The organism is Cupriavidus sp. 05T41 (genome assembly GCF_056396525.1).
The window spans coordinates 40,879-59,807 of sequence record NZ_JBFTLQ010000048.1 but is presented as its reverse complement, the minus strand read 5'-3'; the positions used below and the strand labels follow the sequence as shown (position 1 = coordinate 59,807).

The 18,929-nt window shown below is 69.3% G+C and carries 21 protein-coding genes; 14 read left to right on the top strand and 7 right to left on the bottom strand.

Annotation, left to right across the window (positions count from 1 at the left end; all coding sequences use genetic code 11):
• The 3 genes from ygfZ to AC1DKV_RS25440 all read left to right on the top strand — a co-directional run.
• On the top strand, nt 1-588 hold a 588-nt coding region (gene ygfZ, locus AC1DKV_RS25450; RefSeq protein ID WP_477138278.1), incomplete at its 5' end, for a CAF17-like 4Fe-4S cluster assembly/insertion protein YgfZ.
• Nucleotides 589-617: 29 nt separating this feature from the next.
• Entirely contained in the window at nt 618-908 is a 291-nt protein-coding gene (locus AC1DKV_RS25445; RefSeq protein ID WP_441615541.1) for a DUF4936 family protein, read from the top strand.
• A 123-nt stretch (nt 909-1,031) separates the two neighbouring features.
• Nucleotides 1,032-1,856: an NRDE family protein gene (locus tag AC1DKV_RS25440; RefSeq protein ID WP_477138277.1), complete on the top strand. Its 825-nt coding sequence runs from the start codon at nt 1,032-1,034 to the stop codon at nt 1,854-1,856.
• A 56-nt stretch (nt 1,857-1,912) separates the two neighbouring features.
• Here AC1DKV_RS25440 and AC1DKV_RS25435 read toward each other — a convergent pair whose 3' ends face one another.
• Together AC1DKV_RS25435 and AC1DKV_RS25430 are read right to left on the bottom strand one after the other, a co-directional pair.
• On the bottom strand, nt 1,913-2,395 hold the full coding sequence (locus tag AC1DKV_RS25435; RefSeq protein WP_477138276.1) for a hypothetical protein: 483 nt from the start codon (nt 2,393-2,395) through the stop codon (nt 1,913-1,915).
• Between the two features lie 102 nt (nt 2,396-2,497).
• Entirely contained in the window at nt 2,498-3,373 is an 876-nt protein-coding gene (locus tag AC1DKV_RS25430; RefSeq protein ID WP_477138281.1) for a class I SAM-dependent methyltransferase, read from the bottom strand.
• Nucleotides 3,374-3,464: 91 nt separating this feature from the next.
• On the opposite strand from AC1DKV_RS25430, the gene AC1DKV_RS25425 reads away from it, so the two are divergent.
• Entirely contained in the window at nt 3,465-3,938 is a 474-nt protein-coding gene (locus AC1DKV_RS25425; RefSeq protein ID WP_477138275.1) for a helix-turn-helix domain-containing protein, read from the top strand.
• Here AC1DKV_RS25425 and AC1DKV_RS25420 read toward each other — a convergent pair.
• The gene (locus AC1DKV_RS25420; protein WP_477138274.1) at nt 3,916-4,815 is read right to left on the bottom strand and encodes a LysR substrate-binding domain-containing protein; all 900 of its coding nucleotides are present in this window, start codon (nt 4,813-4,815) and stop codon (nt 3,916-3,918) included. The two genes, AC1DKV_RS25425 and AC1DKV_RS25420, sit on opposite strands and share 23 nt — an antisense overlap.
• A 118-nt stretch (nt 4,816-4,933) precedes the next feature.
• Between AC1DKV_RS25420 and AC1DKV_RS25415 the strand changes: the two genes are divergently transcribed.
• Nucleotides 4,934-6,223, top strand: a complete 1,290-nt coding sequence (locus AC1DKV_RS25415) for an MFS transporter (RefSeq protein ID WP_477138273.1) — start codon at nt 4,934-4,936, stop codon at nt 6,221-6,223.
• A 6-nt stretch (nt 6,224-6,229) separates the two neighbouring features.
• Here the strand turns inward: AC1DKV_RS25415 and AC1DKV_RS25410 are convergent, their stop codons facing one another.
• Nucleotides 6,230-6,655, bottom strand: a complete 426-nt coding sequence (locus AC1DKV_RS25410) for a GNAT family N-acetyltransferase (RefSeq protein WP_441615531.1) — start codon at nt 6,653-6,655, stop codon at nt 6,230-6,232.
• A 224-nt stretch (nt 6,656-6,879) separates the two neighbouring features.
• Here AC1DKV_RS25410 and AC1DKV_RS25405 point away from each other — a divergent pair, with 224 nt between their 5' ends.
• The 7 genes from AC1DKV_RS25405 (at nt 6,880) to denD (ending at nt 14,032) form a co-directional block, all read left to right on the top strand.
• Entirely contained in the window at nt 6,880-7,632 is a 753-nt protein-coding gene (locus tag AC1DKV_RS25405; protein ID WP_477138272.1) for a FadR/GntR family transcriptional regulator, read from the top strand.
• A complete protein-coding gene (gene ltnD, locus AC1DKV_RS25400; protein ID WP_441615527.1) occupies nt 7,616-8,557 on the top strand; it encodes an L-threonate dehydrogenase in 942 nt (313 codons plus the stop codon). The genes AC1DKV_RS25405 and ltnD overlap by 17 nt, the downstream gene beginning before the upstream one ends.
• A gap of 119 nt (nt 8,558-8,676) precedes the next feature.
• On the top strand, nt 8,677-9,978 hold the full coding sequence (otnK, locus tag AC1DKV_RS25395; protein ID WP_477138271.1) for a 3-oxo-tetronate kinase: 1,302 nt from the start codon (nt 8,677-8,679) through the stop codon (nt 9,976-9,978).
• Entirely contained in the window at nt 9,975-10,613 is a 639-nt protein-coding gene (gene otnC / locus AC1DKV_RS25390; RefSeq protein ID WP_441615523.1) for a 3-oxo-tetronate 4-phosphate decarboxylase, read from the top strand. The genes otnK and otnC overlap by 4 nt, the downstream gene beginning before the upstream one ends.
• Before the next feature lie 195 nt (nt 10,614-10,808).
• The gene (locus tag AC1DKV_RS25385) at nt 10,809-12,128 is read left to right on the top strand and encodes an MFS transporter (RefSeq protein ID WP_477138280.1); all 1,320 of its coding nucleotides are present in this window, start codon (nt 10,809-10,811) and stop codon (nt 12,126-12,128) included.
• A gap of 58 nt (nt 12,129-12,186) precedes the next feature.
• Entirely contained in the window at nt 12,187-12,969 is a 783-nt protein-coding gene (gene otnI / locus AC1DKV_RS25380; protein WP_441615519.1) for a 2-oxo-tetronate isomerase, read from the top strand.
• Between the two features lie 76 nt (nt 12,970-13,045).
• Nucleotides 13,046-14,032, top strand: coding sequence for a D-erythronate dehydrogenase (gene denD, locus AC1DKV_RS25375; RefSeq protein ID WP_477138270.1), 987 nt, complete (start codon nt 13,046-13,048; stop codon nt 14,030-14,032).
• Between the two features lie 99 nt (nt 14,033-14,131).
• On the opposite strand, the gene AC1DKV_RS25370 is transcribed toward denD, so the two are convergent.
• From AC1DKV_RS25370 to AC1DKV_RS25360, 3 genes are all read right to left on the bottom strand, one after another.
• Complete coding sequence (locus tag AC1DKV_RS25370; RefSeq protein ID WP_477138269.1) at nt 14,132-14,569, bottom strand: YbgC/FadM family acyl-CoA thioesterase; 438 nt, start codon at nt 14,567-14,569, stop codon at nt 14,132-14,134.
• 125 nt (nt 14,570-14,694) lie between these two features.
• Nucleotides 14,695-15,681 (bottom strand): tripartite tricarboxylate transporter substrate binding protein, encoded by a 987-nt coding sequence (locus AC1DKV_RS25365; protein ID WP_441615513.1) that lies wholly within the window; start codon nt 15,679-15,681, stop codon nt 14,695-14,697.
• A 183-nt stretch (nt 15,682-15,864) separates the two neighbouring features.
• Nucleotides 15,865-16,893, bottom strand: coding sequence for an alpha/beta hydrolase (locus tag AC1DKV_RS25360; protein WP_441615511.1), 1,029 nt, complete (start codon nt 16,891-16,893; stop codon nt 15,865-15,867).
• A 232-nt stretch (nt 16,894-17,125) separates the two neighbouring features.
• On the opposite strand from AC1DKV_RS25360, the gene AC1DKV_RS25355 reads away from it, so the two are divergent.
• The gene (locus AC1DKV_RS25355) at nt 17,126-18,274 is read left to right on the top strand and encodes an iron-containing alcohol dehydrogenase (RefSeq protein WP_477138268.1); all 1,149 of its coding nucleotides are present in this window, start codon (nt 17,126-17,128) and stop codon (nt 18,272-18,274) included.
• Between the two features lie 100 nt (nt 18,275-18,374).
• Nucleotides 18,375-18,896: an O-acetyl-ADP-ribose deacetylase gene (locus AC1DKV_RS25350; RefSeq protein ID WP_441615508.1), complete on the top strand. Its 522-nt coding sequence runs from the start codon at nt 18,375-18,377 to the stop codon at nt 18,894-18,896.
• Nucleotides 18,897-18,929 lie beyond the last annotated feature (33 nt).

Genomic DNA, 18,929 nt, shown 5'->3' with positions numbered 1-18,929 from the left:
GCCCCGGCCGCGCCCTGGCAGACCGCCGCGGCGGCCGGCGCCACCGTGATCCGCCTGCCGGATGCTGCCGGCCTGCCGCGCTGGCAGATCGCCTTGCCGGCCGAACAGGCGCCGCAGATGCAGGCCGCGCTGTCGGCCACCCTGCAGCCGGCGGATGCTGCCGTGTGGGACTGGCTGGACGTGCAGTCGGGCGTGCCGCGCATCGCCGCCGCCACGCAGGAACAGTTCGTCCCGCAGATGATCAACCTGGAACTGGTGGGCGGCKTCAGCTTCCGCAAGGGCTGCTACCCCGGCCAGGAGATCGTCGCGCGCAGCCAGTACCGCGGCACGCTCAAGCGCCGCATGTGGCTGATCCACGGCGAAGGCGAAGTGCCGGCCGCGGCCACCGAGATCTTCCGCCCCGAAGACCCCGGCCAGCCCTGCGGCATGGTGGTKAATGCAGCCGCCGCGCCGCAAGGCGGCTGGGACGGACTCGCCGAGCTGAAGATCGATGCCGCCGGCGGGGCCTTGCACCTGGGCAGCGCCACGGGCAGCCCGGTGCRGCCGGGCGAGTTGCCCTACGCGGTACCATTCGGCGAAGCGGCCTGAGCATCCGCCGGCGCGAGCGAGAGGCAGTCATGAGCGATCACCTTTACGTCTATTTCCGGGTGCCGGAAACCCTGGCCGAGCAAGCGCTGCCGCACTGGCACCGCTGGATGGAGACCGTTGCCGAGGCGGGCGGAATTGGTGGTACGCTCTTACGCAGGCCCGAGACGCGCGACGGCATGCAGACCTGGATGGAAGCCTATGCCGACGTGCCGCCCGCCTTCGACATCCTGCTCGACGGGCTGTGGCGGCAGAGCGGCCTGCAGCGCTTCGTCAGCGGCGAGCGGCAGGTCGAGCGGTTTGTCGACCTGGACCAGCTCTGAGCCGGCCTCGCCGCGCGGCGCAGCGCAAACCGGATACGCAGTGGACGTGCGGCGCACCTGCAGCGCGCGCGCCATGGATATTGTGATCGCAGTGAATGCAGCAAATGCAGTAAAGGAAGCACTATGTGCCTGATTCTGGTGGCCTGGCAATCCCACCCCGACTATGCCCTGGTGGTGGCCGGCAACCGCGACGAGTTCTACGCCCGCCCCGCGGCGCCGGTGCACTGGTGGGAAGATGCCCCGCAGGTGCTGGCGGGTCGCGACCTGGCTGAGGTGATCGGCGAGCCGGGCACGTGGATGGGGCTGGCCGGCGACGGCCGTTTCGCGGCCCTGACCAACTACCGCGCGCCGTCCGAGAAGCGCACCGAGGCCCGCTCGCGCGGCGAACTGGTGGCCKGATTCCTGCGCGGCGAGGACGATCCCCATAGCTACCTGTCCGGGCTGAAGCCGCGCGCCGGCGCGTACAACGGCTTCAACCTGCTGGCGAGCGACCTGCGCGAGCTCTGGTGGTACAGCAACCGCGGCACGGCGCCCTATCCGCAACGGCTGAAGGCGGGCCTGTACGGCTTGTCCAACGCCTTGCTGGACACCCCCTGGCCCAAGGTGGTCAGCCGAGTCGGCGCGCTGGCGGAAACGCTGGCGGCCGATACCGGCCAGATCGGCGCCAGCGCCGATCCCTACTTCGACCTGCTGGCCGACACGCGCCAGGCGCTGGATTTCGAACTCCCCCGTACCGGGGTGACGCCGGAATGGGAAAAGGTGCTCTCGTCGGCGTTTATCCGCTCGCCCAGCTACGGCACGCGCGCCAGCACTGTGCTGCGGGTGCGCCACGACGGCCGCTTCGAGCTCAACGAACGTAGCTTCGATGCCAGCGGCCGCACTGGCGAAGTCTCTTACCGCGGCCACCTGCGCGTGGMGCGCGACGCGGGCCAGGTACCCGCGCCCTGAGACGCGAGCGCCGGCCTGCGGCGCCACTCCCTGCCTGCCGGCCGGCGCCGGAACCCTCAGTACTGCCGCGCCTGCAGTGCCAGCGGCCGCAGCGCAGCGTCGAGCGCGCGGATCGCGCCGGGGTCGTTGCGCACGGCCAGCAGCCACGCATCGTCGAAGCCCCCGATCTCCAGCAGTTGCATGCCGTGCGGCGCCAGCTCGCGGTTGACATGGCTCAGGTAGAGGGCCGCGGGCTCCATATCGAAATCATTGTCGTCGCCACCGAGCGGAATGCCGTCTTCGTCGTAGAGATCGTCGACATCGATGGCGCGCACGCCGGCAGCGCGCAGCACCGCGAGCGCGGCCACGACCTGGGCGCCATGCGTGCTGAACTCGCGCCAGTCCACCTGCGCCAGGCAATGTCCCGCCAGCCAGGGATGGAGCCAGGCTGACAACAGGGCCTCGCCGGCCGGCGGATCGCCGACTGGCGCCGCGGCGGATTCGAGGGCGGGAATGRCATCGGCGAGGGCCTGGAGCAGGCGGGAACGGTTCTCTGGCATGGCGTGGACGGAAGCGGGCGCCACCGCAAGGCGGGCGGCAAGAAATCAAAGACCGCGATGATACCGCCCCGCGCGCCGCCGCTTCGTAGCTGGTACCAGGTACTAGGCGCCAGCAACGGCCGCTGGCGCGGACGGCGCGCGGGCACCGACCATCCAGCAGGCAGCGGTAAAGCGGACTTCGGCGCCATGCACATAAGGCGCGAAGGCGGCGCGGACGGTTTCGATGACCTGCGTGCGGGTGCGTTGGTCCGCCTCTTGCAGGATCAGGCCAACGGGACCGAGCCGGGTCAGGTAGCCGACCAGCTCGTTCTCGGGCAGGGTGCAGGCCACATCGATCGGACGGACATCGATCCCGGCCCAGCCGCTCTGCGCCAGGATGGCGCAGATCCGGTGCTGGTCGGCGAAGGCGAACTGTCCCGGCGCGCCCGGCCGGCGGGCGGGAAGGTTCGGCAAAAGCGGTGCCGCGGCGCGCTCGGCCGTCGTCATGAACGGATTCTCCGCGGCGCTCCGCCAGGCGACGAACCGCAGCCCGGCGTCGTCCCGCGCGGCTCGCCGCAGGTTGGCAAAGGCCCGGACCGCGTCATCGAAGAACATGACGCCGAAGCGCGAAATGATCATGTCGAAGCTTGCCGGCTCGAAGGCGTGGACCTGCGCGTTGGCGCAGATGAAGCTTGCCGGCATGCCTTCCCGTGCGGCGCGGGCCCGCGCGGCGGCGATCATCGGCTGCGAAATGTCGATGCCGGTGCAGCGGGCCGTTGCGCCGCGCAGCCGCGCAACGGCGAGCGTCGTGCTGCCCGTGCCGCAGCCCACGTCGAGCACCCGGCCTGCGGTTCCGGCCGAGGCGGCTTCTTCGACGAGCAGGTCTTCKAACGGCCTGAACATAGCGTCCAGCGATGCCTGCGCCTCGACCCAGGCGCGCCCGGCGTGACCGTTCCAGAGCCTTCCCTGCTCATCATCAGCCTGCTGCATGACTTCCATGATCATCMCCCCTTTGCTTGCCTTCAAGTAGCGGAGGTTGCACTATACAAATTCAAGTCGACTTGAGGTCAAGAGGGTGAAAGATCCGGACATGAACCTGGACATAGCCGAGGTGGCGCAGCGATCCGGCGTGCCGGCCTCGACGCTGCGGTTCTATGAGGAGAAGGGGCTGATCGCCTCGATCGGCAGGCGCGGCCTGCGCCGCCTGTTCGGTCCCGGCGTGCTGGAGCGGCTGGCGCTGATCGCGCTGGGGCGCGCCGCCGGCTTTTCGCTGGACGAGATCGCGCTCATGTTCGCGCCGGACGGGCGCCCGCGCATCKACCGGCAGATGCTCGCGGCCAAGGCGGAGGAACTGGACAAGACGATCCGCAACCTGAGCGCCCTGCGCGACGGCCTGCGGCACGCCGCCGCCTGCCCCGAGCCGAGTCACCTGGAATGCCCTACCTTCCGCCGCATCCTGCGGGCTGCCGCGTCCGGCGCCATCGGAGCCCGGAGAAAGACGACCCCGCGGGCCGGTTCACCGGGCGGTCCGGTACGCCAGGCTAAGCGGCTTGGGCCAGCCTGACCGGCAGCGCCTCGCGCACCGCCTCGGCGACGATGCCCGCCAGCCGTGCGGCCGGCGCATCCAGTTCGTCATCCTTGCGGTAGAGCGCCAGCGCCAGCGCAGGCAGCCGCGGCAGCCCGCCCTCGCCCGCATCCCAGGCCCGGACCGATGACGGCAGGCCCATCGCCGTGCGGATCGTCAGGCCCAGCCCCGCGGCCGTGCCGGCCCACAGGCCGCCCAGGCCCGGGCTGGTGAAGGCCACGCGCCAGGCAATGCCGGCGCGATCGAGCGCGGCGGTGCCGGCCGAGCGAAAACGGCATGGCGGCTCGAACGCGACCAGCGGCAGCGGTTCGCCCTCGTGCCACGGCACGTGCGCGGCGGCGGGGCCAATCCAGCACATCGGCAACTCCGCCACGCGCTCCATATGCGGCATGCGCACGCCATCGTCCCACGCCAGCGCCATGTCCAGCCGGCCGGCGGCAACGCCGTCCAGCAGCTCGGCATTGCGCGCCACGCGCGCTTCGATGCGCACCTTCGGATGCGCGCGTGCAAAGCGGCCCAGCACCTCCGGCAGCAGCATCTCGCCGAAATCCTGCTGCAAGCCGAAGCGCACCCAGCCTTCGAGCGCCACGCCATGCACCGCGGAGGCGGCTTCGTCATTGAGCTCCAGCAGCCTGCGCGCATAGGCCAGCATGGTTTCGCCGGCCTCGGTCAGGGCCAGGCCGCGCCCGGCCTTGCGGAAGATCGCCGTGCCTGCCTGCTMCTCCAGCTTCTTGAGCTGCGCACTGACCGCCGAGGTGGAGCGGCCGAGCCGGTCGGCGGCCCGCGCGAAGCTGCCAAGTTCCATCCCCGCCACGAAGCTGCGCAGCACGTCGAGGTCGAAATTCACCGAAGCCATGTAAATCGTCCTGATATTTGGGATGTTCAGTAAAAAATTATCTGATATTCGGGATTATTTTCGACTGAGAGAATCGGGGCGTCAAGGCCATTCGTGCCGCTTCTTCCCAGGGGATTCCATGTCGCGCGCTTCATCTCCAGCCACTTTGCCCGCCGCCGCCCGGCCTGCGAGCCTGCCAGGTTCCCCACGCCACCAGCCCGGCCACCGCTGGAAAGTGCTGGCCACCGGCGTGGCGGCCAATGCCAGCTTTGCCGCCGCGTTTGCCGGCATCCCGACCACGGCCGTGCTGATGCGCAGCGGCTACCGGCTGGACGACGGCGAACTGGGCTTCTGCCTCGGCATGATGGGACTCGGCATCGCCCTGAGCGAGGTGCCTTGGGGCCTGCTGACCGACCGCTGGGGCGACCGGCGCGTGCTGCTGACCGGCCTGCTGGCCACCGCGCTGTGGCTGGGGCTGATGGCAGCGTCGATGGCGCCGGCGGCAAGCCATGTGCCGGGCCACGCGCTGCTGGCGCTGGGCTTGCTGGTGCTCGGCCTGCTGGGCGGCAGCGTCAACGGCTCCAGCGGCCGCGCGGTGATGGCATGGTTCCGCGAAGGCGAACGCGGCCTGGCCATGAGCATCCGCCAGACCGCGGTGCCGGCCGGCGGCGGCCTGGGCGCGCTGGCCTTGCCGTTGCTGGCGCAGGCCCTGGGCTTCGCCGCGGTCTACGGTGCGCTCGCCGTGCTTTGCGCGGTGACCGCGGTGTTTGCCTGGTGCTGGGTCCACGAGCCGCCGTCCGCGCAGCCGGCCAGCGGCCCGTCGCTTGTTGCCGGCCCGGGACGCGGCCCGCTGCGCGATGCGCGGGTCTGGCGGCTGGTGGGCGGCATGGGGCTGATGTGCGCGCCGCAGGTGGCCGTGCTGACGTTCGCCACGGTGTTCCTGCACGACTTCGGCCGCATCGGCGTCGCCGCCGCCGGCATGACGGTGGCCGCGGTGCAGACCGGCGCCGCCGTGATGCGTGTGTGGAGCGGCCGCTGGACCGACCGCCGCGGCAATCGGCGCGGCTATATGCGCGGTTGCAGCCTGGTGACCCTGTTCGTCTTTGCCGCGCTGGCCGCCCYGACCTGGCTCAGTGCCGCCGCGCCGGGCTGGCGCGCCCTGCTGCTGCCGGCGCTGATGGCCTGCCTGGTGCTGGGCGGCATCTGCGCCTCGGCCTGGCACGGCGTGGCCTTTACCGAGCTGGCCACCATCGCAGGCGCGGCGCGCGCCGGCACCGCGCTCGGACTGGGCAATACCTTTGCCTTTTCCGGTTTCTTCCTGGTACCGCTGGCGATCCCGGGGATGGCCGCCGGCTTTGGCTGGCCTGGTGTCTGGCTGGCGGCGAGCGCCTGCGCGCTGCTCGCCCGGCCGCTCTTCCCGCGCGCGTAACGCCGCTCAGCGCAGCGACTTGCGCATCTCCACGTGGGGAATGCCGACTTCGTCGAACGGCTCCCCGACCTGCTCGAAGCCCACGCGCGCATAGAACGGCGCCGCGTGGCTCTGGGCGCTGAGCACCAGTTCGGGATAGCCAAGCTCGACAGCCTTGGCCATCAGCGCCTCCAGCACCTTGGCGCCAACGCCGGTGCCGCGCGCCGCCTTGAGCACGGCCATGCGCCCGATATGGCCATCGGGCAGCAGCCGGCCGGTGGCCAGGGCACTGCCGTCCCCGGCCAGCGCCAGCGCATGCCAGCTCACGTCGTCCCATTCATCCCACTCGAGTTCCACCGGCACGCCCTGCTCTTCGACGAACACGGCGTAACGGATGGCGCGCGCGGTTTCGCGCACTTCGGACCAGGGAGCGAGGCGGATGGAAGTGGTCATGGTGTATCTGCTGCAGCAAAGGTGAGAGGCCGGCGGCAGGCAGGCCTGCCCGGGCGGCCGTCATGATACTACCCACGCGCGCAGACGGCTGGCGCGGCCGCCGCGCGGCCATTTCGGCGCACCCGGCGCGCCCGTCACGCAGCCGCGCTAGGGGTAATTCCCGATCGGCATTTCCGCGTCTAAATTTGTATGATGACCATATTACCTAATCACTTGAGACCGCCGTGTTCCAGAAAGTCCCGGCCCGCGCCCTGACCGATACCGTTGCCGAGCAGTTGCTCGAGAAGATCAATGGCGGTGCGTTCGCGCGCGGCGACAAGCTGCCTACCGAGGCCGTGTTGTCCGAGGAATTCGGCGTCAGCCGCACCGTGATCCGCGAGGCCATTGCCCGGCTGCGCCACGAAGGCGTGGTGGAATCGCGCCAGGGCAGCGGCGTATTCGTCACCGAGCAGGCGGGCATCCAGCCCCTGCGCATCGACTACACCGACATCGACACGCTGGAATCCGTGCTGCAGATCGTCGAGCTGCGGCGCGCGATCGAGGCCGAGGTAGCGGCGCAGGCCGCGCGCGGCCGCACCGATGCCAGCATGATGTCCATCGACGCCGCGCTGGCACGCATCGATGCCGAGGAAGCCGCCGGCGGCGACGGCGTGGCTGCGGACGTGGCCTTCCACCGCGCCATTGCCGAGGCCACCGGCAACCCTTATTTCCTCAAGACGCTGGCCTTCCTCAGCCAGTACCTGGAAACCGCCACGCGCGTGACCCGGACCAACGAAGCACGCCGCGCGGACTTCTCGCGGCAGGTGCGCGAGGAGCACCAGTCCATCGTCGCGGCAATCCGCGCCGGCGACGCGCTGGCCGCCCGCAACGCGGCCCAGACCCATATGTACAACGCGGCCCGGCGCCTGTCGCAAGGCAGCCAGYCGGACACCGGGGCCGACCTCGGTGGTGCCGCCCCGCGTGGTCCGTCCAACTGACCGCCGCCCTTTTCGCAGGAGTTCCCTCATGAGTAAATCGATTGGCGTCATCGGCCTTGGCGCGATGGGCAATGGCGTGGCGCATAGCCTGCTGCGCGCCGGCTTCAAGGTGCACGCCTGCGACCTGCGGCCCGAAGTGCTGCAGCGCTTTGCCGACGCCGGTGGCACGCCCTGCGCGAGCCCGCTTGAGCTCGGCCGCCAGTGCGATGTGGTGGTGACGCTGGTGGTCAACGCCGCGCAGACCGAAGCCGTGCTGTTCGGCGAGAACGGCGCGGCGGGCGCGATGCGCCCCGGCACGCTGGTGATCGCCAGCGCCACCGTGCCGCCGAGCTTTGCCGAAGCACTGGGCAAGCGCCTGGGCGAGGCCGGCATCCTGCTGCTGGACGCGCCGGTCTCCGGCGGCGCCGCCCGTGCCGCCAGCGGCGAGATGACCATGATGACCTCCGGCCCCGCCGAAGCCTACGCGCTCGCCGAAGACGTGCTGGCCGCCATGGCCGGCAAGGTCTACCGCCTGGGCAACGCGCACGGCGCGGGGTCCAAGGTCAAGATCATCAACCAGTTGCTGGCCGGCGTGCATATCGCCGCGGCCGCCGAGGCCATGGCGCTGGGCCTGCGCGAAGGCGTGGACGCCGACGCCCTGTACGAAGTCATCACCAACAGCGCGGGCAACTCGTGGATGTTCGAGAACCGCGTGCCGCACATCCTGGCCGGCGACTACACGCCGCTGTCGGCGGTAGACATCTTCGTCAAGGATCTCGGCCTCGTGCTCGACACCGCGCGCGCCAGCAAATTCCCGCTGCCGCTGTCGGCCGCGGCGCACCAGATGTTCATGATGGCCTCCAGTGCCGGGCATGGCGGCGAAGACGATTCCGCCGTGATCAAGGTGTTCCCCGGCATCGAGCTGCCGCCGGCCAAAGCCAGCTGAGGCCAGCTGAGGCCAACTGAGGCCAGCTGAGGCCATCTAAGGCCAGGCCAGACAGGTCCGCGCGCGGCCAGACGAAAGCCCGCGCGAGACGCCATGCAAGAGCGAACGAGACAAACGAGATGACCACGCCCAATCCGCCGCGCGCCCTGCTCKGCTGCATCGCCGACGATTTCACCGGCGCCACCGACCTCGCCAACACGCTGGTGCGCAATGGCATGCGTACCGTGCAGACCATCGGCGTGCCCGCCGGCGGCGCCACGCTGCCCGGCGTGGAACAGGCCGACGCGCTGGTGGTGGCACTGAAGTCGCGCACCATTCCCGCCGCCGACGCCGTCGCGCAATCGCTGGACGCGCTGCGCTGGCTGCAGGCCCAGGGCTGCCGCCAGTTCKTCTTCAAGTACTGCTCCACCTTCGACTCCACCGACGCSGGCAAYATCGGCCCSGTGGCGSAGGCGCTGCTSGMCGCGCTGGGCAGCGATTTCACCATCGCCTGCCCGGCCTTCCCGGAAAACGGCCGMACCATCTTCCGCGGCCACCTGTTCGTGGGCGACGCGCTGCTCAATGAATCCGGCATGGAAAACCACCCGCTCACGCCGATGCACGACGCCAGCCTGGTGCGCGTGCTGCAGCGCCAGAGCGAGGGCAAGGTGGGCCTGCTGCGCTACGACACCGTGGCGCGCGGCAGCRACGCCACCGGGCAAGCCATCGCCGCGCTGCGCGGCGATGGCGTGCGCATGGCCATCGCCGATGCGCTCAGCGATGCCGACCTGCATACGCTTGGCGAGGCCTGTGCCGGGCTGCCGCTGCTCACCGGCGGCTCCGGCCTGGCGCTCGGGCTGCCGGCCAACTTCCGCCGCGCCGGCCTGTTGCCCGAACGCGCCGACGCCKACCAGGTCGCGCCGGTCGACGGCCCGGCCCTGGTGCTGGCCGGCAGCGCGTCGAAGGCGACCAACGGCCAGGTGGCGCAGTGGCTGGCGCAGAACCGCCCCGCCCTGCGCCTCGATCCGCTGGCGCTGGCCGAAGGCGCGCCGCTGGTCGACGAGGCGCTGGCACTGATCGCCGCCCACCGCGAGCCGGTACTGGTCTACGCCACMACCACGCCCGAACAGGTCAAGGCCGCGCAGGCGGCGCTGGGCGTGGAACGTGCCGGACACCTGGTCGAGCAGGCCCTGGCCGCCATCGCCGCGCAGGCGAAGGCGCGCGGCACGCGCCGCTTCGTGGTGGCGGGAGGCGAGACCTCCGGCGCCGTGGTGCAGGCACTCGGCGTGCAGGCGTTGCGCATCGGCGCGCAGATCGCGCCGGGCGTGCCGGCCACCGTCACGCTCGAAGCGCAGCCGCTGGCGCTGGCGCTCAAGTCCGGCAACTTCGGCGGCGTGGATTTCTTCGACGAAGCGCTGCGCCAGCTGGGAGGCCAGGCATGAGCAAGGAAGCCGGCCTGCGCGAGGAGATCTGCCGCATCGGCGCAAGCCTCTACCAGCGCGGCTACACGGTGGGCAGCGCCGGCAATATCAGCGCCCGGCTCGACGACGGCTGGCTGATCACGCCGACCGACGCCTGCCTCGGCATGCTGGACCCGGCCGCCATCGCCAAGGTGGACAGCGCCGGGGCCTGGGTGGCGGGCGACAAGCCCTCCAAGACGCTGACCCTGCACCGTGCCATCTACGACAACAACCCGCAGGCCAACGGCGTGGTCCACACGCATTCCACCCACCTGGTGGCGCTGAGCCTGGCGGGCGCCTGGCAGCCGGACGACGTGCTGCCGCCGATCACGCCTTACTACGTGATGAAAGTCGGGCATATCCCGCTGATTCCGTATCACCGCCCGGGCGATCCGGCCGTCGCCGCGCGCGTCGCCGCGCTGGCCGCGGAAGTGCGCGGCGTGCTGCTGGCCCGGCTGGGGCCGGTGGTGTGGGAAACCACGGTTTCGCGCGCGGCTTTCGCGCTGGAGGAACTCGAAGAAACCGCCAGGCTCTGGCTGATGCTCAAGGACAAGCCCGATCCGCTCGACGAGCACGCCCTGGCCGAGCTGCGCGACACCTTCAAGGCGCGCTGGTAGCGCCAGGCCCGCACGGCGCGCGGCCAGGCCGGGCGCCGGCAGGAACCGATCACAAACCAAGCAGGACCGCTGCACCGCACGCCCGCCGCTGACGCCCGGGCCGCGGCAAGGACAGCGTTCGCCCGCGAGCCGCGCAACGGCCCGCGCAACCAGGAGACGACAATGACCACATCCACCGAGGCCTCCCGGGCAGCCATGCCCGGCGCCCCCAAGGGCGCCGCCAGCGCGCTMGACCACGACATCGAGAAGCGCGCCTACAGCAAGGTGTTCTGGCACATCATGCCCTTCCTCATGCTGTGCTACGTGATCGCGTATCTCGACCGCGTCAACGTAGGCTTCGCCAAGCTGCAGATGGCGCAGGACCTGGCCTTCTCGGAGACCGTGTTCGGCCTCGGCGCCGGCCTGTTCTTCATCGGCTATTTTCTCTTCGAGGTGCCCAGCAACCTGCTGATGCACAAGCTCGGCGCGCGCATCTGGATCGCGCGGATCATGATCACCTGGGGCCTGATCTCGGCGCTGTTCGTGTTCGTCAAGACGCCCACCACCTTCTACATCATGCGCTTCCTGCTCGGCCTGGCCGAAGCGGGCTTCTACMCGGGCGTGATCCTCTACCTGACCTACTGGTATCCCGCGCACAGGCGCGCCAAGATGATCGCGCTGTTCATGTCGGGCATTCCGGTGGCCGGCATGTTCGGCAATCCGCTGTCGGGCTTCATCATGGACGCCTTCCACGACTACGGCGGCATGCGCGGCTGGCAATGGATGTTCCTGCTGGAGGCCCTGCCCGCGCTGCTGATCGGCGTGGTCACGGTGTTCGTGCTCAAGAACGGCATCGACCAGGCGCCGTGGCTGGACGCCGACGAAAGACGCGTGCTCAAGCGCAATATCGAGGAAGACGCGCGCCAGGCCGATGCCTCGGGCACGGGCCACTCGCTGCGCGCCGTGTTCTCCGACCGCCGCGTGTGGTGGATGTGCCTGATCTACTTCTGCTTCGTCACCGGGCAATATGCACTGACCTTCTGGATGCCCACGCTGGTCAAGACCAGCGGCGTGCAGGGCAACCTCAATATCGGCCTGCTCAGCGCGATTCCGTTCCTCTGCGCCATCGTGGTGATGAACGTCCTCGGCCACAGCGCCGACGCCCGCCGCGAGCGCCGCTGGCACCTGATCGTGCCCTCGCTGATGGGCGCCGTCGGCTTTGCGATCGCGGCCTCGTTTACCCACAATACGGTGGTGGCCATCGCCGCGCTGTCCCTGGCCGCCGCCGGCGTGCTGACCTGCGCCCCGTTGTTCTGGTCGCTGCCCACCGCCTTCCTGTCCGGCGTGGCCGCCGCTTCCGGCATCGCGGTGGTCAATTCGGTGGGCAACCTGGCGGGCTTTGTGGCACCTTACATGGTGGGCTTCCTGACCGACCTCACGCACAGCACGCAGTCGAGCATGTATGTGCTGTCGGCCATGCTGGTGATCGGCGCCACGCTGGTCTGGCTGACGCCGGCGAAGCTGGTGAACCGCTGAGGCTCGCCACCAAGACAAGCACGACGAGACAACAACGCAATCTCTCCTGGAGTACCGCATGCCGCGCTTTGCCGCCAACCTCTCGATGATGTACACCGAGCACGCCTTCCTGGACCGCTTCGCCGCCGCCGCGGCGGACGGCTTCAAGGCCGTGGAGTACCTGTTCCCGTACGAGCACGCCGCCGCCGAGATCCGCGCKCGCCTGGATGCCAACGGGCTGGCGCAGGCGCTGTTCAACGCGCCGCCGGGCGACTGGAACGCCGGCGAGCGCGGCATGGCCGCCCTGCCCGGGCGCGAGGCCGAGTTCCGCGAGACCGTGGCCCGCGCGCTGCAATACGCTGCCGTGATCGGCAATGACAAGATCCACGTGATGGCCGGGCTGGTGCCCGCCGGCGCGGACCTCGCGCGCCATCGCGCCTGCTACCTGGAGAACCTGGCGTATGCCGCGCGCGCCGCCGCCGCGCAGGGCGTGACCGTGCTGATCGAGCCGATCAACGGGCGCGACATGCCTGGCTATTTCCTCAGCCGCCAGGACGACGGCCAGGCCATCTGCCGCGAAGTCGGCGCGGCCAACCTGAAGGTGCAGTTCGACTGCTATCACTGCCAGATCGTGGAAGGCGACCTCGCCGTCAAGCTCAAGCGCGACTTCGCCGGCATCGGCCATATCCAGATCGCCGGCGTGCCCGAGCGGCACGAACCGGACCTKGGCGAGCTGAACTATCCCTACCTGTTCGAGGTGATCGACAGCCTGGGCTACGACGGCTGGATCGGCTGCGAATACCGCCCGCGCGCCGGCACCTCGGCCGGGCTGGGCTGGCTCAAGCCCTACCTCAAGGGCTGAACGCTTCAAGGCGTCAAGCAAATCAAGCAAATCAAGCAACGCATGCCGCCCCCGGCGGCATAACCGGAAGACAAAGATGCACGTACTGATCACCGGCGGCGCGGGCTTTCTCGGCCTGCAGCTCGCCCGCCTGCTGCTCAAGCGCGGCTCCCTGGACATCGGCGGCAAGCCCGTCGCCATCGAAGGCCTGACGCTGCTCGACGTGGTCGCGCCGCCTCCGCTCGACGACGCGCGCGTGCGCGTGGTCACCGGCGACCTGTCGGACTCCGCCGTGCTGGCGCAGGCCATCGACGCCCGCACCGGCGCCGTGTTCCACCTCGCGGCCGTGGTCAGCGGCCAGGCCGAGGCGGATTTCGAACTCGGCATGCGCGTCAACCTGGATGCCGCCCGCGCGCTGCTGGAAACCTGCCGCGCGCTGCACCAGCAGCACGGCCACCGCCCGCGCGTGGTGTTCACCAGCTCGGTCGCGGTGTACGGCGGCACCCTGCCCGCCGTGGTACAGGACGATACCGCCCTCAACCCGCAATCGTCCTACGGCGCGCAGAAGGCCATCGGCGAACTGCTGCTGTCCGACTACAGCCGGCGCGGCTTTGTCGACGGCCGCGTGCTGCGCCTGCCCACCATCAGCGTGCGTCCGGGCAAGCCCAACGCCGCGGCCTCGTCGTTCGCCAGCGGCATCATCCGCGAGCCGCTCGCCGGCKAAGCCGCCAACTGCCCCGTCGCGCCGGATACGCCGCTGTGGCTGCTGTCCCCGCGCGGCGCCATCGCGGCGCTCGTGCGCGGCATGGAACTCGACGGCGAGGCCTTCRGCGAACGCCGTACCGTCAACCTGCCCGGACTGTCGGTCACGCCCAGGCAGATGGTGGCGGCGCTGCGGGAAGTGGCCGGCGATTTCGTCGCCGACCGCGTGACCTGGGAGCGCGATGCGCGCATCGAGAACATCGTCGGCACCTGGCCGGCGGCCTGGAATACGGCGCGGGCGCTGGCGCTTGGCTTTGTCGGCGACGACAGGTTCGAGTCGGTGATCCGCGGCTATATGGAGGATGCCGGGATCGCGGCGTGACCCCGTGAAACAGTCGGCTTCGCGGCATCAGCTTTGCGGCATCAGGTGCGCCGCGAAGCTGCCTTGCCGCCTTGCCACGGAAGCCGCGCCGGGCGCTGCTCAGCCCTCCGGCGTCACCACCTCGTAGCTCAGGATCTTCTCCCGCACCGCGCCCGGGACGGGTGTCGACTTGCGGCTCTCGGGATCGGCGCACACATAGACGATCTCGCCGGTGATCAGGTGCTCGTCGCCCCTGTACATCTCCACCCGGAACAGCATGCTCGAGCGCCCCATGCGGGCAATCCGGCCGCGGATGTCCAGCACATCGTCGAAGCGCGCCGAAGCGTGGTACTCCAGCGTCGACTTGACCACGAAGATATCCACGCCATGCGCGTGCAGCACGTCCTCGGGATAACGGATGCMCACGTCGCGCCAATACTCGGTCACGCAGATATCGCAGTAAGTCAGGTAGTGGGCATTGAAGACGATCGATTGCGGATCGACCTCGGCCCAGCGCACGCGCAGCGGCATGCTGTGGCGGAATTGTTCCTTGGCCATGCGGCTTGTCTCCTGGCGGCCGCGCAGCGGCCTGGGCCAAAGCGGGGCCTGGATGGTAAAGCGGCGCCGGCCCATGACGGGCCGGCGCCGTGAGGCTGCGGGCGCGGCAGCGCCCCAGTCGTCGATTATTGCGGCTTGTTCAGGCCCAGCTTGTCGATGATGGCCTTTTCCTTCTTCACCGTCTCKGCGGCGAAGCGGGCGTACTGCTCGCTGTTCATGTAGTACGGCTCCATGTCGAACTTGGCCAGCGACTCGCGGTAGTTCGGCATCTCCATGGCCTTCTTGAAGGCGTCATGCAGCTTCTTGACGATAGCCGGGTCGGTGCCCTTGGGCGCCACGATGCCGAACGGCGAAGTCTGCACGATGCCGATGCCCAGTTCCTTGAGCGTCGGTACGTTGGGGAAGCGCGCCGAGCGCTTCTCGCCCCAGGTCGACAGCAGGCGCAGCTTGCCGGACTCCACATACGGCGCCCAGGCCGGGGTATCGGCCACCGACATCACGTGGCCGCCCAGCAGGGCCTGCATCGATTCCGAGTTGCCCTTGTACGGGATATGCGAGAACTGCACGTTCTGCTTCATGGCGAGTTCTTCCATGGTCAGGTGCAGCGTGGTCATCGAGCCCGGCGAGCCGTAGGTGAGCTTGCCCGGATTGGCGCGCGCGTAAGCGATGTATTCCTGCATCGTCTTGATCGGCGAATCCACCGGTACCACCAGGCCGAACGAATAGCCGGCCAGGTTGATCACGTAGCTCAGGTCCTTGACMGGATCCCAGTTGATCTTGGTGGTGTACGGCAGGCGGTAGACGGGCATGGCGACCTGCGCCAGCGTGTAGCCGTCCGGCTGGGTCGATTGCATCAGCTGGGCCGGCAGCACGCCACCCGCGCCAGGCTTGTTCTCGATGATCACCGGCTGGCCGAGGATCTTGGAAGCGTTTTCCGCCAGCACGCGGAACGGCAGGTCGGTCGAGCCGCCGGCGGTATAGCCGATGATCAGGCGCACCGGCCGTTGCGGGAATTTGTCCGCCTGTGCCTGGGCGGGCGCGCTGGCCAGGCCCAGGGATGCCGCGGTGGCGGCGAGCACGCCCGCATGGGCGAGGAATTGGCGGCGTTGCATGAGTCTCTGTCTCCTATTGCTACGGTTGCTACTGTTGCTGTTGCTATTGCTATTGCTTCTTCTGCTTCTGCTTCTGCTTCTGCATCTACTTCTGATTCAAGCGATACGCCTGGGGCCCTGCGGGTGAAGCCGGGCCATCGGGTTTTGCGGCCGCGTCCTGATGGCTGCCAGCGGCAGCCCTGCTCAAGCGTGGCCGAAAGCGGTACGCAAGGCAGCGACGGCATCCGCGTGGGCGCCCGCCACCGCCGGGACGAAACGTCCCAGCTTGAAGAAATCATGGATCATGCCCGGGTAGTCGGCCAGTACCGCCGGCACGCCCGCGGCACGCAGCTTGGCCGCGTAGGCCACGCCTTCATCGTGCAGCGGGTCATAGCCGGCCACGGCGATCCAGGCCGGGCAGCAGCCTTGCACATCGGCGCCGCAGCCGCCGCCATCGAGCGGGGCGAAGCGCCAGTCGTCGCGGCTGGCCTCGTTATCGAGGTACTGCGAGAAAAACCACTGGATCATCGGACCGGTCAGCAAGTAACCCTCGGCCAGCGCACGGTGCGAAGGCGTGTCCTGACGCGCACTGGTGCCGGGGTAGACCAGCATCTGCAGCACGGGCGCCAGGCCAAGGTCGCGCGCGTGCACGGCGCAGGCCGCGGCAAGCGTGCCGCCTGCGCTGTCGCCGCCCAATGCGATGCGGGCGGGGTCGGCGCCAAGGCGGGCGGCTTCGTGGAAAACCCACTGCATGACGTCGAACGCGTCGTTGGCCGCATAGGGAAACTTCCACACCGGACCGAGCCGGTAGTCCACCGACAGCACCATGCAGTCGCCGTGCGCGCAAAGCAGGCGGCACAGCGGGTCGTGCGAATTGACGCTGCCAACCGTAAAGCCACCGCCGTGGAAGTACAGCAGCAGCGGCAGCGGCTCGGCCCAGCTGGCCGCGCGCGGCGCGTACAGGCGCGCGGGGATCTCATAGCCATCGCGCGCCGGCACCGTCAGGTTTTCCACGCTGTGCACCGGCAGCGGCGCGATATCCATGATGGGCGCGCTCTTCTCGTACGCGGTCTTGGCGTCGATCGGGTCCAGCTCATGGATGCTGGGCCGCTTGACTCGCCCGATCAGCTCCAGCAGCGCCGCCACCTGCGGATCGAGCGCAGCCGAAGGCATGCCGGGCATGGCAGGCGCAAGCTGGGCGGACCCGGTTGGCGAGGCAGGAGCAGCGGTCATAGGCGGTCAGTCCAGGGTTGGCAGACTTCCGGCGCGAGCCGGAGGTCGGAATCCGGGCGATGCGACCCGCCCGGGTTCGAATTGTGAACGATCGTTCGATTTTAGTATGATTCCAGATGTTTCGGCAGCAAAGCAATGGAAATTTCCCCGGGGCTGGTCAGCCCGGCACGTTTTGCGCGATCATCGACCATCGTCAAACAATAAGACATCCTCACCGACGGAGACAGCATAGATGGCCTTCATTTATTACCTGACCCACATCCACMTGGACTTCGGCACCATCGGCCAGCTCAAGGCAGAGTKCGAGCGCATCGGCATCCGCCGCCCGCTGCTGGTGACCGACAAGGGCGTGGTTKCCGCCGGCGTGGCGCAACAGGCCATCGATGCGCTGGGCGGCCTGCCCCATGCCGTGTTCGACGAAACGCCTTCCAACCCGACCGAAGCCATGGTCAAGAAGGCCGCGGCCCTTTACCGCGAAGGCGGCTGCGACGGCCTGGTGGCGGTGGGCGGCGGCTCGTCCATCGACCTGGCCAAGGGCATCGCCATCCTGGCCACTCACCCCGGCGAGCTGACCACCTACGCCACCATCGAAGGCGGCAGCGCGAAGATCACCGAGAAGGCCGCGCCGCTGATCGCCGTGCCCACCACCTCCGGCACCGGCAGCGAAGTGGCGCGTGGCGCCATCATCATCCTGGAAGACGGGCGCAAGCTCGGCTTCCACTCCTGGCACCTGTTGCCGAAATCCGCCATCTGCGACCCCGGCCTCACGCTGGGCCTGCCCGCGGGCCTGACCGCGGCCACCGGCATGGACGCCATCGCGCATTGCGTGGAGACCTTCCTCGCCCCCGCCTTCAACCCACCCGCCGACGGCATCGCGCTGGATGGCCTGGAACGCGGCTGGAAGCATATCGAGCGCGCCACGCGCGACGGCCAGGACCGCGACGCGCGCCTGAACATGATGAGCGCCTCGATGCAGGGCGCGATGGCCTTCCAGAAGGGACTGGGCTGCGTGCATTCGCTGTCGCATCCGCTCGGCGGCCTCAAGATCGACGGCAGGACCGGCCTGCACCACGGCACGCTCAACGCCGTGGTGATGCCCGCGGTGCTGCGCTTCAACGCCGACGCGCCCGGCGTGGTGCGCGACAATCGCTACGCCCGCCTGCGCCACGCCATGGGCCTGCCCGAGGGCGCCGACCTGGCCCGGGCCGTGCACGACATGACCGCCCGCCTCGGCCTGCCCACCGGGCTGCGCCAGATGGGCGTCACCGAGGACATGTTCGACAAGGTGATCTCCGGCGCGCTGCTGGATCATTGCCACAAGACCAACCCGAAAGAGGCCAGCGCGGCGGACTACCGGCGTATGCTGGAGGAATCCATGTAAGTAKGGCGGCGGGCCGGCCAGCCAGGCGTGCAGGACCGCCGTGAAGATCCAGTTTCATCCAGGTTCATTCAGCTTCATCCCACCAGCACGGAGAGAAGTTATGACAGGGGAACACCTGCAGGTCTTGCACGGAGACATCACCCGCATGGAGGTTGACGCCATCGTCAACGCCGCCAACAGTGGCCTGCTCGGCGGGGGAGGCGTCGATGGCGCCATCCATGGCGCCGGCGGGCCAGCCATCATGGCTGCCTGCCGCGGCATCCGGGAAACCAAGGGCGGCTGTCCCACCGGACAGGCGGTCATCACCACCGGCGGCCTGTTGCCCGCGCCCTATGTGATCCACGCGGTCGGCCCGGTCTGGGAAGGTGGCGACAACAACGAGGATGCCCTCCTCGCCAGTGCCTACCAGTCCAGCGTGGCGCTGGCCGCCCAGCACAAGCTGCGCACCATCGCCTTTCCCAATATCAGCACCGGCATCTACGGCTTCCCGCGCGAGCGCGCCGTCGACATCGCCATCGACGCGGTGCGCAAGGCGCTGGCCTCTGCGCCCAGCATCGAGCAAGTCAGTTTTGTCTGCTTCGATGATGAGAACTACAGGCTCTACCGGCAGCGCCTGAGCTGAAGCCGGCCGCCCTGCGCGCGCGGCCATGCGCGC